Annotated in this window: 9 protein-coding genes and 1 tRNA gene; 6 read left to right on the forward strand and 4 right to left on the reverse strand. The window is 44.3% G+C overall.

Annotated features, from left to right (window positions below):
* Positions 1-82: 82 nt before the first annotated feature.
* Positions 83-2,026, forward strand: coding sequence for an ABC transporter ATP-binding protein (locus tag AC30SF_RS03845; RefSeq protein WP_489607614.1), 1,944 nt, complete (start codon positions 83-85; stop codon positions 2,024-2,026).
* An 84-nt stretch (positions 2,027-2,110) separates the two neighbouring features.
* Here AC30SF_RS03845 and tdeA read toward each other — a convergent pair whose 3' ends face one another.
* The 3 genes from tdeA to AC30SF_RS03860 form a co-directional block, all read right to left on the reverse strand.
* Positions 2,111-3,481, reverse strand: coding sequence for a toxin/drug exporter TdeA (gene tdeA / locus AC30SF_RS03850; protein ID WP_489607615.1), 1,371 nt, complete (start codon positions 3,479-3,481; stop codon positions 2,111-2,113).
* Between the two features lie 87 nt (positions 3,482-3,568).
* Entirely contained in the window at positions 3,569-5,500 is a 1,932-nt protein-coding gene (locus AC30SF_RS03855; protein WP_489607616.1) for a MacB family efflux pump subunit, read from the reverse strand.
* 19 nt (positions 5,501-5,519) lie between these two features.
* Positions 5,520-6,695, reverse strand: a complete 1,176-nt coding sequence (locus AC30SF_RS03860) for an efflux RND transporter periplasmic adaptor subunit (protein WP_489607617.1) — start codon at positions 6,693-6,695, stop codon at positions 5,520-5,522.
* Positions 6,696-6,961: 266 nt separating this feature from the next.
* Between AC30SF_RS03860 and glnS the strand changes: the two genes are divergently transcribed.
* From glnS to infB, 5 genes are all read left to right on the forward strand, one after another.
* Positions 6,962-8,632, forward strand: coding sequence for a glutamine--tRNA ligase (glnS, locus tag AC30SF_RS03865; protein ID WP_489607618.1), 1,671 nt, complete (start codon positions 6,962-6,964; stop codon positions 8,630-8,632).
* Positions 8,633-8,751: 119 nt separating this feature from the next.
* Positions 8,752-8,828 (forward strand) — tRNA-Met (locus AC30SF_RS03870).
* Positions 8,829-8,983: 155 nt separating this feature from the next.
* A complete protein-coding gene (gene rimP, locus AC30SF_RS03875) occupies positions 8,984-9,439 on the forward strand; it encodes a ribosome maturation factor RimP (protein ID WP_489607619.1) in 456 nt (151 codons plus the stop codon).
* A gap of 22 nt (positions 9,440-9,461) precedes the next feature.
* Positions 9,462-10,958 (forward strand): transcription termination factor NusA, encoded by a 1,497-nt coding sequence (gene nusA, locus AC30SF_RS03880; RefSeq protein ID WP_315544569.1) that lies wholly within the window; start codon positions 9,462-9,464, stop codon positions 10,956-10,958.
* Positions 10,959-10,973: 15 nt separating this feature from the next.
* The gene (gene infB, locus AC30SF_RS03885) at positions 10,974-13,505 is read left to right on the forward strand and encodes a translation initiation factor IF-2 (RefSeq protein ID WP_489607620.1); all 2,532 of its coding nucleotides are present in this window, start codon (positions 10,974-10,976) and stop codon (positions 13,503-13,505) included.
* A 511-nt stretch (positions 13,506-14,016) separates the two neighbouring features.
* Here the strand turns inward: infB and AC30SF_RS03890 are convergent.
* The gene (locus AC30SF_RS03890; RefSeq protein WP_489607621.1) at positions 14,017-15,540 is read right to left on the reverse strand and encodes a YfcC family protein; all 1,524 of its coding nucleotides are present in this window, start codon (positions 15,538-15,540) and stop codon (positions 14,017-14,019) included.
* Between the last annotated feature and the right edge of the window lie 85 nt (positions 15,541-15,625).

Genomic DNA, 15,625 nt, shown 5'->3' on the forward strand with positions numbered 1-15,625 from the left:
CGAGATCTGATATTGGCAATATCATTGCGTTAAAAGTGCGGTCATTTTTTTCAATATTTTTTCATTTTTTATAGGATTTTTTGTGGCACTTATCAGCTTAACCAACGGATATCTTTCTTTCAGCGATGCCCCTTTATTGGATCATGCCGAACTACATATTGAGCCTAATGAGCGCGTGTGTTTAGTCGGTCGCAATGGCGCCGGCAAATCTACGTTGCTTAAAATCATTGCCGGCGATGTCATCATGGATGACGGCAAAGTACAGTATGAAAAAGACTTGGTGGTGTCCCGTTTAGAGCAGGATCCGCCGCGCCATGCCGAGGGCAACGTGTTTGATTATGTGGCGGAAGGCATTGAGCATTTGGCGGATTTGCTGAAGGAATACCATCATATTTCCATGCAGTTAGAGCAGGATTATAGCGAGCAGACATTAAACCAGCTTGCCCAAATTCAAGCAAAATTGGAACACGCTAACGGCTGGCAATTTGAAAATAAAATCAATGAAGTGTTACAAAAACTTGAATTAAATCCGAATACGAAACTTGCTGATTTATCCGGTGGTTGGTTGCGTAAAGCCGCTTTGGCGCGCGCCTTAGTGTGTAATCCGGATGTGTTGTTGTTAGATGAGCCGACTAACCACTTGGATGTAGATGCCATCGAATGGCTGGAAAATTTCCTGATGGAATTTGGCGGGAGCATTGTGTTTATTTCTCACGACCGTTCTTTCATTCGCAAAATGGCAACCCGCATCGTGGATTTAGATCGCGGCAAATTGGTGTCTTACCCCGGCAACTACGATTTATACCTTACCGCAAAAGAAGAAAACTTGCGGGTAGAAGCGTTACAAAATGAGTTATTTGATAAACGCTTAGCGCAAGAAGAAGTCTGGATTCGCCAAGGCATCAAAGCCCGTCGTACCCGTAACGAAGGGCGCGTGCGCGCGTTAAAAGCCATGCGCGAAGAACGTCGTCAACGTCGTGACGTGATGGGGACCGCAAAATTGCAATTAGACACGTCTAGTCGCTCCGGCAAAATCGTATTTGAAATGGAAAACGTCAGTTACGATATTGACGGCAAACAATTACTTAAAGATTTTAGCACCACCATTTTACGCGGCGACAAAATCGCTTTAGTCGGCCCGAACGGTTGTGGTAAAACCACCTTTATCAAATTGCTGCTCGGTGAAATTCAACCCACAAGCGGTTCCATTCGCTGCGGAACCAAATTAGATATTGCCTATTTTGATCAATATCGTGCCGATCTTGATCCAGAAAAATCCGTCATGGATAACGTTGCCGATGGCAAGCAGGATGTGGAAGTCAACGGCATCAAACGCCATGTGTTGGGCTATTTGCAAGATTTCTTGTTCCCACCGAAACGCGCCATGACGCCGGTAAAAGCCCTTTCTGGTGGTGAACGTAACCGCTTGTTATTGGCAAAATTATTATTAAAACCGAATAATTTATTGATTCTCGACGAACCGACTAACGACTTGGACGTAGAAACGTTAGAGCTTTTGGAGGAAATCCTCACCGATTACCAAGGCACATTGCTCATCGTCAGCCACGACCGTCAATTCATCGATAACACCGCGACAGAATGCTACATCTTTGAAGGCAACGGTGTGTTGAACAAATACGTTGGTGGCTTCTTCGATGCCAAACAGCAACAAGCCAATTATTTTGCTCAAAAAGCAGAACAGAATACTGCGGTACAGAAAAAAGTGGAGCCGAAAAAAGAAGAAAGTGCGGTGGAAAATAAAGCTTTTTCCAATAAACCCAAATCCGTTAAACTTTCTTACAAAGAACAGCGCGAATTGGAACAACTCCCGCAACTGTTGGAAGATTTAGAAGAAAAAATCACCGCACTTCAAACCGAAATCGGTGACCCGAATTTCTTCCAACAATCTCACGATGTGACGGATGCCAAACTGAAAGCCTTGGCTGACGCCGAGGCCGAACTGGAAATGGCATTTATGCGTTGGGAAGCATTGGAAGAGAAGAAAAATTTGGCGGAAGGGAGGTAGCTGAGTTTTAGAAAGCAAATCAAAGTGCGGTCATTTTTCAGGATGGTTTAAAACATCTGAAATATATTGACCGCACTTTTTTGTTTAACGAGCGTAGTAACCTGCCATGGAGCTGTAAACGGCATTTTCTGCCTGAATCACGTTGAATTTGGCTTGCAAAATGGAAAGCTGGGAGGCTTTTTCTGTATTGGCCGCCGTCAACCATTCGCGCAATTCAGACACGCCTGCGTTATAGCGGTTGCGATAATATTGCGTGATGCGTTGGTTGTAATTGTACGTTTGTTGCACGTTGCTAAAGTGGCTTTGTGCTTGAGTGAATGCGTAGTAGTTGGTATCTACGTCATTTAACGCGGTAGTGATACTTTTTTCATAGTTTAAACGGGCTGTTTCGTAATCCGCTTCAGAGATTTTCACGTTCCATTTAACCGTGTTCCAGTTTAAGAACGGCAATGTAATGCCAACGTTGCCGGCGCCAATGGAGGAGAACGTGGTTGCCCCGGTTTGATTGGTGGCATTACGGCTTAAACTCCCGCCCAAGGTAATTTCCGGGAACCAGCTTTTTTCAGTGGCTTTGGCATTTTTGAATGCACTGCTTAAACGGGCTTGATAACCTTTCACATCAGGGCGGTTGGCGATCACGGAAACCGGCACGTTTAAATTCACACCCACGGTTTTTACGCTCAAAATATGCGGGAAGTTGATGTTTAATGCGTCATCCGGTTTTAAGTTAAGTAAATTGCGTAAGGTTTTTTCTGCGTTTTTACGGTTGGTTTGCAAGGTGATCAAATTATTACGCGCCGTTAATACCGCTTGTTGCGCCTGATCTACGCTAGCACTGTCTGCGACACCTTGCGCCAAGCGATTTTTCATGATGTTGCTGATGTCGGTGTAATACTTGATGCTTTCTTGAGTGGTGCTAATGGCATCGTTCAAATAGGCAATTTGGTAGTAAGTTGTCACCACCGAGTTGATTAAAGAAAGACGGGTAGATTCCATGTCTTCAATGGTGGCTTTATGTGACCATTCCGCCGCATCGGCGGTATCTGCTAAACGACGCCATAAGTCCAACGTATAAGACACATTTAACGCGCCGGTATGCGTGATTGCTGAATTGCCGCCATGATTAATGTCTTTTTGGGCAGAGGATTTTGCCGAACCGCTAAAGGCCGGAATCAAGTTTGCACCGGCAAGGTTGGCGCTATACAGCGCACGGTTGACGGAAACCGCTGCTTTGGCTAAGTCTTTGTTATTTGCAAGGGCTTGTTCGACCACACGGTTGAGTTGTGCATCGTTATAAAGCGCCCACCAGTTGTCTTTAATGTTGTATTGCTTGGTAATATCTTCATATTGTTTGTAATTATCGAGGCTGGCTTGATAAGAATCGCCGATATTGGCACAGCCGGCGAGCGTTGTTGCCATCACTACTGCAAGGGCTAATTTTTTCATTTCTAACATTTTTTATCCTTCTTTAAGGTTCAAGGGGGCTATCGTATGCCTCAAAAGTGCGGTCGATTTTAACCGCATTTTTAGGTTTTACAAAATCTATTCACGGGCTAATGCCGTGATCGGATCCAATTGTGCTGCACGTTTTGCCGGGGTGTAGCCGAACACTACGCCGATTAAGCTGGAAAAAGCGACTGCGGCAATAATCGAACCGCCAGAAAATGCCATGGTGAAATCGGTCATAAAGGTGTTAAACAGCACTCCAATCGCACCGGAAAGCAAAATACCGGTGACACCGCCGATGAGGCAAATCAACACGGCTTCAATTAAAAATTGTTGCAGGATGTTGGATTGTCTTGCGCCGATTGCCATGCGCACGCCGATTTCTTTGGTACGTTCTGTCACTGACACCAACATAATATTCATCACGCCAATCCCGCCGACGATCAAGGAAATAAAGGCGATAGAGGAGATAAGCAATTTCATCGTGCCGGTAGTGCTTTCGATGGTTTGTTTAATGGTGTCGCTGTTCATGATGAAGAAGTCTTTTTTGCCGTGGCGTAGCGTCAGCAATTCCGTAATGCCTTTTTCTGCGGCTGTTGAGTTGATCTCTTCCGCCACTTTTACCGTAATCGAACCAATTTTTTTACTGCCTGAAATACGGTTCATGACGGTGGTGTAGGGTGCATAAAGATTCAAGGAACTGCTGGCGCCACCCAGTTGACGGTCGGTCACGACACCGATAATACGCAACGGACGTTTATTAAACATCACCACTTTGCCAAGCGGATCTTCATTGGGGAAAATGGCTTTTTTGGCACTTTCGTCAATTAACGCTACTTGCGCGTTTTCTGCGACATCTTGCGCGGAGAGTAGGCGACCTTGTTTTAATTTTAAACCTTCAACATCAAAAGATTCTTCGCTCACACCTTTTAAGGACGTCGTCGAAAACGCTTTATTCGCATAAATCAAGGTGCCGCTTGACGCGCTATTCGGCGTAACGCTTTGCACATAGGTTTGTTGGCTTAATGTGTTGGCATCGCTAACGGTAAGATTTTGCATTTGTTCCGCACGGCGATCGCCAAAGCCGGTGCCGTTAAAAATGGTGATGGTGTTTGTGCCGATGCCGCGAATATTTTCCAGAATTTTTTGTTGTGATCCATTGCCCAACGCGACCACAGACACCACAGAAGTAATCCCAATAATAATACCAAGCATGGTGAGCAAAGAACGCATTTTATGTGCCACAATGGCGCTAACAGACATGCGAAAGGCTTCCATCAGCTGATCTTTGCTGAAGCCAAAACGTCCTTTAAAAACACCTGAATTTTTGACCGCACTTTTCACCGGCTGGGCTTGTGTGTCACTGATAATTTCGCCGTCTTTGATTTCAATCATCCGATTGGCGCTGGCAGCGATATGCTTGTCGTGGGTGACCATAATAATGGTATGGCCTTCTTGGTGCAGTTGACGCAAAATTTCCAACACGTTTTCACCGCTTTGCGAATCCAACGCACCGGTGGGTTCATCCGCTAAAATGATTTCCCCCCCGTTCATTAGGGCGCGGGCGATACTTACACGTTGTTGTTGTCCGCCGGAGAGTTGATTCGGCTTATTCTGCCATTTATCGCTTAATCCCAGTTTTTCCAATAATTGTTTGGCGCGTTCCAAACGTTGGTTGTGGGGCATACCTGCATAAATTGCCGGTAATGCCACGTTTTCTGCTGCGGTAAGGCTGCTCAATAAATTGTAACGCTGGAAAATAAACCCGAATTTTTGGCTGCGTAAATCGGAAAGCTGATCAGCGGTTAATTCAATAGTTTCTTTATCGTCGATTTTGTACGAACCGCTGGTCGCCGTATCGAGGCAACCAATAATGTTCATCAACGTGGATTTGCCCGAACCCGATTGCCCGATAATGGCAACGAAATCGCCTTTTTCGATATTTAATGAAATGTCTTTCAGAATATGAACACGATTTTCGCCGGCACCAAAGTAGCGGTTGATGTTTTTCATTTCAATGATATTCATGGGAAATTTCCACCGCACTTTAGAAAATTCGTGGCCCACGCATATTGCCGACGGCTTCGCCGGCAGCCACTTGTGACACAATGACTTTTTCGCCTTCAGCAACGCCGGATTTAATTTCCGTTTGATAATCGTTTTGTACGCCGATTTCTACTTCACGTTGTTCCGGTTGGTTGTTGCTGTTTAATACCTTCACAAAGGTTTTACCGTTTTGCGTTTGAATTGCCATATTCGGCACGGATAGCACATTTTGCGCGTTGGCAATTTTGATGTTGTTTTCTGTGGTCATGCCGATGCGCAAAATCTGGTTGGGATTTTCTACGATAATGTTGGCGTAGTAATAAACTGCGCTGTTACTGGTGTTTGACGTTGAACTTGTGGTGCTGGACGTAGAGCTATTGCTAATCGTCGTTGTCGCCGGATCAACGGATTCAATTTTGGCGTGATAAAGGGTTTTGCTGTCGGACAAAATACTGAAAGTGACCTCTTGTCCGGCTTTCACTTTCGTAATATCGCCTTCGGAAATTTCTGGTTTAATGCGCATTTTGCTTAAATCCGCCACTTTGACGATGGTCGGCGTAGTTTGATTGGAGTTTACCGTTTGGCCTTCAGAAACCGGCGTAGCAATCACTGTGCCGTCAATCGGTGAGGTGATTTTGGTGTAGCCTACATTGGTTTCCGCAGTATTCACTTCAATTTCTGCTTGTTTGATGTTTTCCTGCACCACATTCATTTCCGCTTTGGCGTTATCTAAGGTCGCTTTTGCGCTGTTTAAGCTGTCCAAGGACGTACCTTTTTGTGCATATAACTTGGATAAACGATGGTAATTAGAAAGCGCTACATCATAAGCGGTTTTACGTGCGACAAACTGGGCTTGGTAGCTTGCAAGCGCCGCTTTTCGGGTGTTTAGCGTGTTGATTTGGGTGGTGGAATCAATCTCCGCAATCAAATCGCCTTTTTTCACTTGCTGACCTAAAGCCACATAGAGTTTAGTAACTTTACCGGAAACCTGCGCGCCCACATCAACGGTGTTGATACTTTCAATTGAGCCGGTCGCTACCACATTTTTTTCAATGTCGCCACGTTGCACGGTTTCCGTTAAATAGGTGGTTTTAGGCGTGGAATCGCCCATAAAAAAATAACCGCCGGCGATCACCGCGGCAGCCAGTGCGGCCATTATCCAATGTTTTTTCGTCATATTTTCTCAAGGGTTAAGGAAACAGTGAAAATAGAATACAGGAGAACGATTAAGGAAATCTTAATTATTAATGAATGAACGTTCATTTAGTGGCGCATTTTAATGGGAAATTAAATTTTTTGCACGAGAAATTTCAAAAGTCCACGCAAGATTTTGCCTTGTGCTGAAACAAATAACACTGCGATTCCTTAGATAAATTTCAGCTTTCAAGGAAAAATGTGTAGAATAGTGCGGTTATTTTTTTATGCGTTTTAATTGAGAAAATTATGAGTACAGAAACTATCTTAGAAACGACGGAAAATGCCCGTCCGCACAATTTTATTACCCAAATTATTGATGAAGATTTAGCGTCCGGTAAACACCAACGCGTTCACACCCGTTTTCCGCCTGAGCCAAACGGCTATTTGCACATCGGCCATGCCAAATCTATCTGCTTAAACTTCGGTTTAGCAAAAGAATATAACGGTTTATGTAACCTCCGTTTTGACGATACTAATCCGGTGAAAGAAGATGTGGAATATGTAGATTCCATCAAAGCCGATGTGGAATGGTTGGGTTTCAAATGGGAAGGTGAGCCGCGTTATGCTTCCGATTATTTTGATGCACTTTATGGTTATGCCATTGAATTGATCAAAAAAGGATTGGCGTATGTGGACGAACTTTCACCGGATGAAATGCGCGAATATCGCGGCACGTTAACCGAGCCAGGGAAAAACAGCCCGTATCGTGATCGTAGCGTAGAAGAAAACCTCGCGTTATTCGAGCGAATGAAAAACGGTGAATTTGCAGAAGGCACGCTGAGTTTGCGTGCGAAAATCGACATGGCGTCGCCGTTTATGGTAATGCGCGACCCGGTGATTTATCGTATTAAATTTGCCAGCCACCACCAAACCGGCGACAAATGGTGCATTTATCCAATGTACGATTTTACCCACTGTATTTCCGATGCCATCGAACGCATTACACACTCATTATGTACTCTTGAATTCCAAGACAACCGCCGTTTATATGACTGGGTGTTGGAAAATATCAGTATTGAGCGCCCATTGCCGCACCAATATGAATTCTCCCGTTTAAATTTAGAAGGCACGTTAACCTCTAAACGTAAATTATTAAAACTGGTAAACGATGAAATTGTGGACGGTTGGAATGATCCGCGTATGCCAACCATTTCAGGTTTACGTCGTCGCGGTTATACGCCGGCGTCATTGCGTGAATTCTGCCGTCGTATTGGTGTAACCAAACAAGATAACGTGGTGGAATACAGCGCATTGGAAGCCTGTATTCGTGATGATTTAAACCAAAATGCGCCGCGTGCCATGGCCGTTATCGATCCTGTCCGTGTAGTGATTGAAAATTTTGAAGGCGAAGAAATGTTAACTGCGCCGAATCACCCGAATCGTCCGGAATTAGGCGAACGCCAATTGCCATTCACCAAAGAAATTTACATCGATCGTGCAGATTTCCGTGAAGAAGCCAACAAACAATATAAACGCTTAGTGTTAGGCAAAGAAGTGCGTTTGCGTAATGCTTATGTGATTAAAGCAGAACGTGTGGAAAAAGATGCTAACGGTGAAATCACCACGATTTTCTGTACCTACGATCCGGAAACCTTAGGTAAAAACCCGGCAGATGGTCGCAAAGTGAAAGGCGTAATCCACTGGGTTTCCGCCACGCACAACCACCCGGCAGAATTCCGTTTATATGAACGCCTTTTCACCGTGCCAAACCCGGGCGCAGAAGAAAACATCGAAAGCGTGCTAAATCCAACGTCCTTAGTGGTGAAACACGGTTTTGTCGAACAAAGCCTTGGCAATGTGGAAGCAGAAAAAGGCTACCAATTTGAACGTGAAGGCTATTTCTGTGCAGACAGCAAAGACAGCCACCCGGAACATTTGGTGTTTAACTTAACGGTGAGCTTAAAAGAAGGTTTTTAACCCCATCACCGATTAAAAAGTGCGGTGGATTTTTCAGATGTTTTTCCCCATAGACTTTTGTGTGAATTAAATCTTGCTATTTTGTGAGTAAGCGGCTATAATGCGCCCCATATTTCGGACGCGGGGTGGAGCAGCTTGGTAGCTCGTCGGGCTCATAACCCGAAGGTCGTTGGTTCAAATCCAGCCCCCGCAACCAATCACAAGTTCAGTAAAAAGAACCCCAATTTTGGGGTTTTTTTGTACGATAAATTTGTTGTTTAAGTATCAACGCATGATATGTAATTGGTTGATAATTATTGAAAAACTGGGCTGTAAGCCCTTTTTTTATGTCTGTCGTTTGAGGAGGCTGTTTTGGCAACTTTAGAACAAAAATTACAAGAATTATTACAAGGTTCGGTTGAAGATCTTGGTTGCGAGCTTTGGGGCATTGAATATCAACGTGTCGGTCGCTATTTAACCGTGCGTTTATTTATTGATAAAGAAGGTGGCGTAACCGTAGAAGATTGTGCTGATGTCAGCCGTCAAGTGAGCGCTGTGTTGGATGTGGAAGATCCAATTGCCGATAAATATAACCTAGAAGTGTCTTCACCGGGTTTAGATCGCCCATTATTTACCTTGGCGCAATATGCTCATTATATCGGCCAGGACATTGTCGTGCATTTGCGCATTCCGGTAGCGGATCGTCGTAAATGGCAAGGCGAATTAGCAAAAATTGAAAATGACATGATTACGCTGATTGTGGATAAACAAGAGCAAGTTTTAGCGTTTGGTAACATTCAAAAAGCCAACGTTGTTGCGAAATTTTAAATTTAAAGAAGGATAAAAAAGCATGAGTAAAGAAATTTTATTAGCAGCCGAAGCGGTGTCCAATGAAAAATTATTGCCACGTGAAAAAATCTTTGAAGCCTTAGAAAGTGCGATTGCGCTTTCTACTAAGAAAAAATATGAATACGAAGTTGATGTGCGAGTTGCGATTAATCCGAAAACCGGAGAATTTGATACCTTCCGCCGTTGGGTTGTTGTGGAAAATGTGATGAACCCGACTAAGGAAATTACATTAGAAGCGGCGCGTTTGGAAAATCCGGATATTCAATTAGGCGACTATGTGGAAGATCAAATTGAATCCATCGCCTTTGATCGTATTGCCATGCAAACTGCGCGTCAGGTTATCAGCACCAAAATTCGTGAAGCGGAACGCAGCAAAATTGTCGATCAATTCCGTGCAAAAGAGGGGCAAATTGTCACGGCAACAGTGAAGAAAAGTAACCGAGACAGCGTTATTTTAGATGTAAATGGTGAAGAGGGTAATAAAGCCGAAGCTGTGATGTTGCGCGAAGATATGTTGCCACGTGAAAACTTCCGTCCGGGTGACCGTGTGCGTGGTGTGCTATATAAAGTGAGTCCGGAAAGCAAAGGCGCACAATTATTCGTAACACGCGCGAAGCCGGAAATGTTAGTGGAATTATTCCGTTTGGAAGTGCCTGAAATTGGCGAAGAATTAATTGAAATTAGAAGTGCCGCCCGTGATCCGGGTTCTCGTGCCAAAATTGCAGTAAAAAGCAACGACAAACGGATTGATCCGGTTGGTGCTTGTGTCGGTATGCGTGGTTCGCGCGTGCAGGCGATTACCAATGAATTAGGCGGTGAGCGTGTGGATATCGTCCTTTGGGATGACAATCCGGCACAATTTGTGATTAATGCAATGGCGCCGGCAGATGTAAGTTCTATCGTGGTTGATGAAGACAAGCACGCAATGGATATTGCGGTAGAAGATGCTAACTTGGCGCAAGCGATTGGACGTAACGGTCAAAACGTACGCTTGGCAACGCAATTAACCGGTTGGACATTAAATGTGATGACTACTGAAGAATTAAGCGAAAAACATCAGGCAGAAGATAATAAAGTCTTAAATTTATTTATTGACGCATTAGAAATTGATGAAGAATTTGCGCAATTACTCATTGATGAAGGTTTCTCAACATTGGAAGAATTGGCTTATGTACCGGTTCGTGAGTTAACGGCAATTGACGGTTTGGAAGACGAGGATTTAGTCGAAGAGTTACAAACTCGTGCGAAAAATGCGATCACTGCAAAAGCGTTGGCAGAAGAAGAAGCCTTAAAACAAGCGAAAATTGAAGATCGTTTATTAAACCTTGACGGCATGAATCGTCATATCGCATTTAAATTGGCAGAAAAACACATTACGACATTGGAAGAATTAGCCGAGCAGGGCGTTGATGATTTAACCGATATTGAAGAACTCAGTGCCGAACAAGCGGCAGATTTAATTATGGCAGCCCGAAATATTTGTTGGTTCACTGAGTAATGAGGGAGTGAAAAGATGACTGAAGAATTAAAAACGAATGCACCCAAGAAATTAAGTTTAAAGCCACGTACAAAAACCACGGTGAGCACAACCAGTGCCTCCGGTAAAAGCAAGGAAGTTCAGGTTGAAGTGCGTAAGAAACGTACAGTTCCAACCGAAGCTGCATTGAAAGCAGAAGAGGCAGCAAAATTAAAAGCACAGCAGGAAGCTGAACAAAAAGCGGCTGAGCAAAAGGCGGCGGAAGATAAAGCTGCAAAAGAGAAAGCGGCTAAAGAAAAAGCAGTGAAGGAAAAAGAAGCAGCAGAGAAAGCGAAACAAACGCAAGTGAAACAAGCACAAAGTGCGGTTAATAATCCGGTTAAATCAGCTGATCCGGAAAAAGAAAAACGTAAAGCTGAAGAAGCGGAATTACGTCGTAAAGCGGAAGAGGTTGCTCGTCAAAAAGTGGAAGAGCAAGCTCGCAAAGCGGCAGAAGAAGCAAAACGTTATGCGGAACGTTCCGATGACGAATCTCATAGCCATGCGGATGATTATTCCGACTACAATTTAACATCAAGCTATGCGCTTGAGGCGGAAGATGAAGAAGAACGCCGTAACGAAAATCGTGGTCGCGGTAAAAATAAAGTTGCCAAAGCGAAAAAAGGCGGCCGTGATGATGAAAGTAATAAAAATGAGCGTGAATCTAATCGCCGCAATCAAAAAGATGCAAAAAATCTAAAAGGTGGCAAAGGTAAGCAGGCGAAGAAGGGCAGTGCCTTACAGCAAGCTTTCACGAAACCGGCTCAAGCGGTGAACCGTGATGTGGTGATTGGAGAAACGATCACTGTTGCCGAACTTGCCAACAAAATGGCAGTAAAAGCCACTGAAGTGATTAAAACCATGATGAAAATGGGGGCAATGGCAACCATTAACCAAGTGATCGACCAAGAAACCGCGCAACTTGTTGCAGAAGAAATGGGTCACAAGGTCATCGTTCGTAAAGAGAATGAATTGGAAGAAGCGGTCATGAGCGATCGTGATGTGGATGCCGAATTAGTGACGCGTGCGCCAGTGGTCACTATTATGGGACACGTTGACCACGGTAAAACATCTTTGCTTGACTATATTCGTAAAGCCAAAGTTGCTGCGGGCGAAGCTGGTGGGATTACCCAACATATCGGTGCTTATCACGTCGAAACCGATAATGGCAAAATGATTACTTTCTTAGATACACCGGGGCACGCAGCGTTTACCTCTATGCGTGCACGCGGTGCGAAAGCGACAGACATCGTGGTGCTCGTGGTTGCCGCAGATGACGGCGTGATGCCACAAACCATTGAAGCGATCCAACACGCCAAAGCGGCCGGTGTGCCGATTGTGGTTGCGGTGAACAAAATCGATAAACCGGAAGCTAATCCGGAACGTGTTGAGCAAGAGTTATTGCAATATGACGTGATTGCAGAAAAATTTGGTGGCGATGTGCAATTTGTCTATGTGTCTGCGAAAAAAGGGACCGGCGTTGATGAATTACTTGAGGCGATCTTATTGCAATCTGAAGTCCTTGAATTAACCGCCGTGAAAAATGCGATGGCAACCGGTGTGGTCATTGAGTCTTACTTAGATAAAGGTCGTGGCCCGGTAGCCACTATCTTGGTGCAATCCGGTACGCTAACCAAAGGCGACATTTTACTTTGTGGCTTTGAATACGGACGCGTACGTGCAATGCGTGATGAAAACGGCAAAGAAATTAACGAAGCCGGTCCGGCGATTCCAGTGGAAGTGCTTGGCCTTTCCGGTGTGCCTGCTGCCGGTGATGAAGCGACCGTAGTGCGTGATGAGAAAAAAGCACGCGAAGTTGCCTTATACCGTCAAGGCAAATTCCGCGAAGTAAAACTTGCTCGTCAGCAAAAAGCCAAATTGGAAAATATGTTCAGCAATATGGCAGAAGGCGATGTGGCAGAACTCAATGTCATTGTGAAAGCTGACGTACAAGGTTCTGTGGAAGCTATCGTTCAATCCTTAATGGAGCTTTCAACGGATGAAGTGAAAGTGAAAGTGGTCGGTTCCGGCGTGGGCGGTATTACTGAAACAGATGCGACTTTAGCGGCCGCGTCCAATGCGATCATTGTCGGCTTTAACGTGCGTGCAGACGGCTCAGCTCGCCGTATTATCGAAAATGAAAATATTGATTTACGTTATTATTCCATCATTTATGAATTGCTTAACGAAATCAAAGCGGCTATGAGCGGTATGCTACAACCTGAATTCAAACAAGAAATTATTGGTATGGCTGAAGTGCGTGATGTATTCCGTCATCCGAAGTTTGGTGCGATCGCCGGTTGTATGGTAACTGAAGGTATTGTGAAACGTAACAACCCAATTCGTGTCTTGCGCGATAACGTGGTGATCTTTGAAGGTGAACTAGAATCGCTTCGCCGTTTCAAAGATGACGTATCTGAAGTGCGTAATGGTATGGAATGTGGTATCGGCGTGAAGAATTACAATGACGTAAAAGTCGGCGACCAGATTGAAGTCTTCGAAGTGGTTGAGGTTAAACGCTCGATTTAATTTCCAAAAAAATGCGATCAAATGTGATCGCATTTTTTTTAGAAAAACGATTTAATTTATTCCCATTATTCGTGCAACAAGTTGTACGCTACGAAGCAAAACACGCCTTAAAGCCACCGCAGTTGTAGCGTGCATCTTGATTCACGAAATCCGTATTGTTTTAAATCCGATAACGATCAAAACACGCCTTAATGTTACCACAGTTGTAGCGTGCATCTTGATGCACGAAATCCGTATTGTTTTAAATCCGATGACGATTAAAATACGCCTTAAAGCCACCGCAGTTGTAGCGTGCATCTTGCTACACGAAATCCGTATTGTTTTAAATCTGATAACGATCAAAACAGGTCTTAAAGTTACCGCACTTTTTAAATAAATGATGAGATTAAGTGCGTCTATTCGTGCAACAAGTTGCACGCTACGGAGACTATCAAAATAGGTATTAACGTTACCACAGTTGTAGCGTGTATCTTGATGCACGAAATCTCTATTTTTGCATCTTGATGCGGGTTTAATGGCCGTACATGATCACTTGAATGATTAACAAAATGGATGAAATCACAAATTGGCAGCCGACAATCGGCATGACGAATTTAATCCATTTATTGAACGGAATATTCAGCATTTGTAAGGTTACCAGCACCAAACCTGTGGGCGCAAGGAAGAGCATGATGTATTGCCCCCAGTTGTAAGCTGAAACCACGATGTCTCTTGGAATACCGACGGTATCGGCTAATGGCGCCATAATTGGCATGGACAGTACGGCAAGGCCGGAAGAGGAGGGCACGATGAGACCCAAGAAGATAAAAATCAGAAGTTGCCCGATAATAAAAATGCTGCCGTGCATACCGCTTACCAAGTGCGACAGATAATCAAGAATTGTGTCAGAGATCATGCCTTGTTCCAAAATAATGTTGACAGCACGAGCCAGGCCAATAATCAGTGTTACGCCCACGAGTTCGGAAGCTCCGTGTGTGAAGCCGTGGATGAGTTCTTTTTCAGGTAATCCGCTGATAAACATAATGAGAATAGTGATTGCCAAGAAGGAGGCGGCCATTTGAGGAAACCACCAGCCACCGAACATGACGCCCCATACCATAAGTGGGAATGCGCAGCAGAATAAAATCAGAATGAGTTTTCTTTTAAAGGTGAAGTCAACGGTGGCGTTGGGATCGATATCTTTCATGTAGTGATCATAGAAGGCTTGACGATCTTCGTAGGTGTAAGAGAATGCGGGATTGGCAGTCAGTTTTTTGCAATACCATCTCATATAAACAATGACGCAAATTCCGCCCAATATCAGTCCGATGGCACGGAATCCGATGCCTTCAGTGAAAGGAATGCCGGCGGCATTTGAGGCGATGACAACGGAGAATGGATTAATGGTGGAAAATGCGGTACCCATTGACGCCGCAAGGAAGATAGCGCCGACGCATACAATGGCATCGTACCCTAGTGCTAAAAACACCGGTACAAGAATCGGGTAAAACGCGACGGCTTCTTCCTCGATGCCGCAAGCCGTTCCTCCCAGTAGCATTAACACGCACACCGCAAACACCACAGAAAATTCGTTGCCTTTTGTCTTTTTTGCCAGCGACATTAAGCCGGCATTAAATGCACCGGTTTTATTGATCACGCCAATCATACCGCCTAAGATAAAAATAAAGACCATAATATCTGCCACTTCAATGGTGCCATCCACCATGGCATGGAGCATATCGATGGCATTTTTTTCGTGTTGTGTAACGCGTTGATAAGTATCGGGAATGGCAATGGGTTTTTTGATAATGCCGTTGGTGAAATGGGAAAGCTGAATTTTAATATTAAATTGATTGAGGGTTTGTTCGGTTGCAGGATAGCGTTGATCAGGGTTTCCGTAGGTTTTGACAATGAACTGTTTCTCAGTGTTGTCGTAGGACAGTTTGGAATAAGCGCCCGAGGGAATAAGCCAAGTTAAACCAATGGCCATTAGAAGAATGATAAAAAGAATGCTAAATGCGGAAGGAAAAGTCATCTTTTTCGTCGATGTTTCCATGATGAAACGCTCCTTGTGTTCGGATTAGTGAATAAACCGAGCGCGCATTCTACACAGACAACAGGGAAAAAGCAAAGATTAAATG

It is taken from the genome of Aggregatibacter valvarum (assembly GCF_980468985.1).

Excerpts from the sequence above, each read along its gene's own strand:
- AC30SF_RS03890 (WP_489607621.1), bottom strand. The coding sequence starts at position 15,540 with ATGGAAACATCGACGAAAAAGATGACTTTTCCTTCCGCATTTAGCATT.
- AC30SF_RS03855 (WP_489607616.1), bottom strand. The coding sequence starts at position 5,500 with ATGAATATCATTGAAATGAAAAACATCAACCGCTACTTTGGTGCCGGC.
- glnS (WP_489607618.1), top strand. The coding sequence starts at position 6,962 with ATGAGTACAGAAACTATCTTAGAAACGACGGAAAATGCCCGTCCGCAC.
- AC30SF_RS03860 (WP_489607617.1), bottom strand. The coding sequence starts at position 6,695 with ATGACGAAAAAACATTGGATAATGGCCGCACTGGCTGCCGCGGTGATC.
- nusA (WP_315544569.1), top strand. The coding sequence starts at position 9,462 with ATGAGTAAAGAAATTTTATTAGCAGCCGAAGCGGTGTCCAATGAAAAA.
- infB (WP_489607620.1), top strand. The coding sequence starts at position 10,974 with ATGACTGAAGAATTAAAAACGAATGCACCCAAGAAATTAAGTTTAAAG.
- tdeA (WP_489607615.1), bottom strand. The coding sequence starts at position 3,481 with ATGTTAGAAATGAAAAAATTAGCCCTTGCAGTAGTGATGGCAACAACG.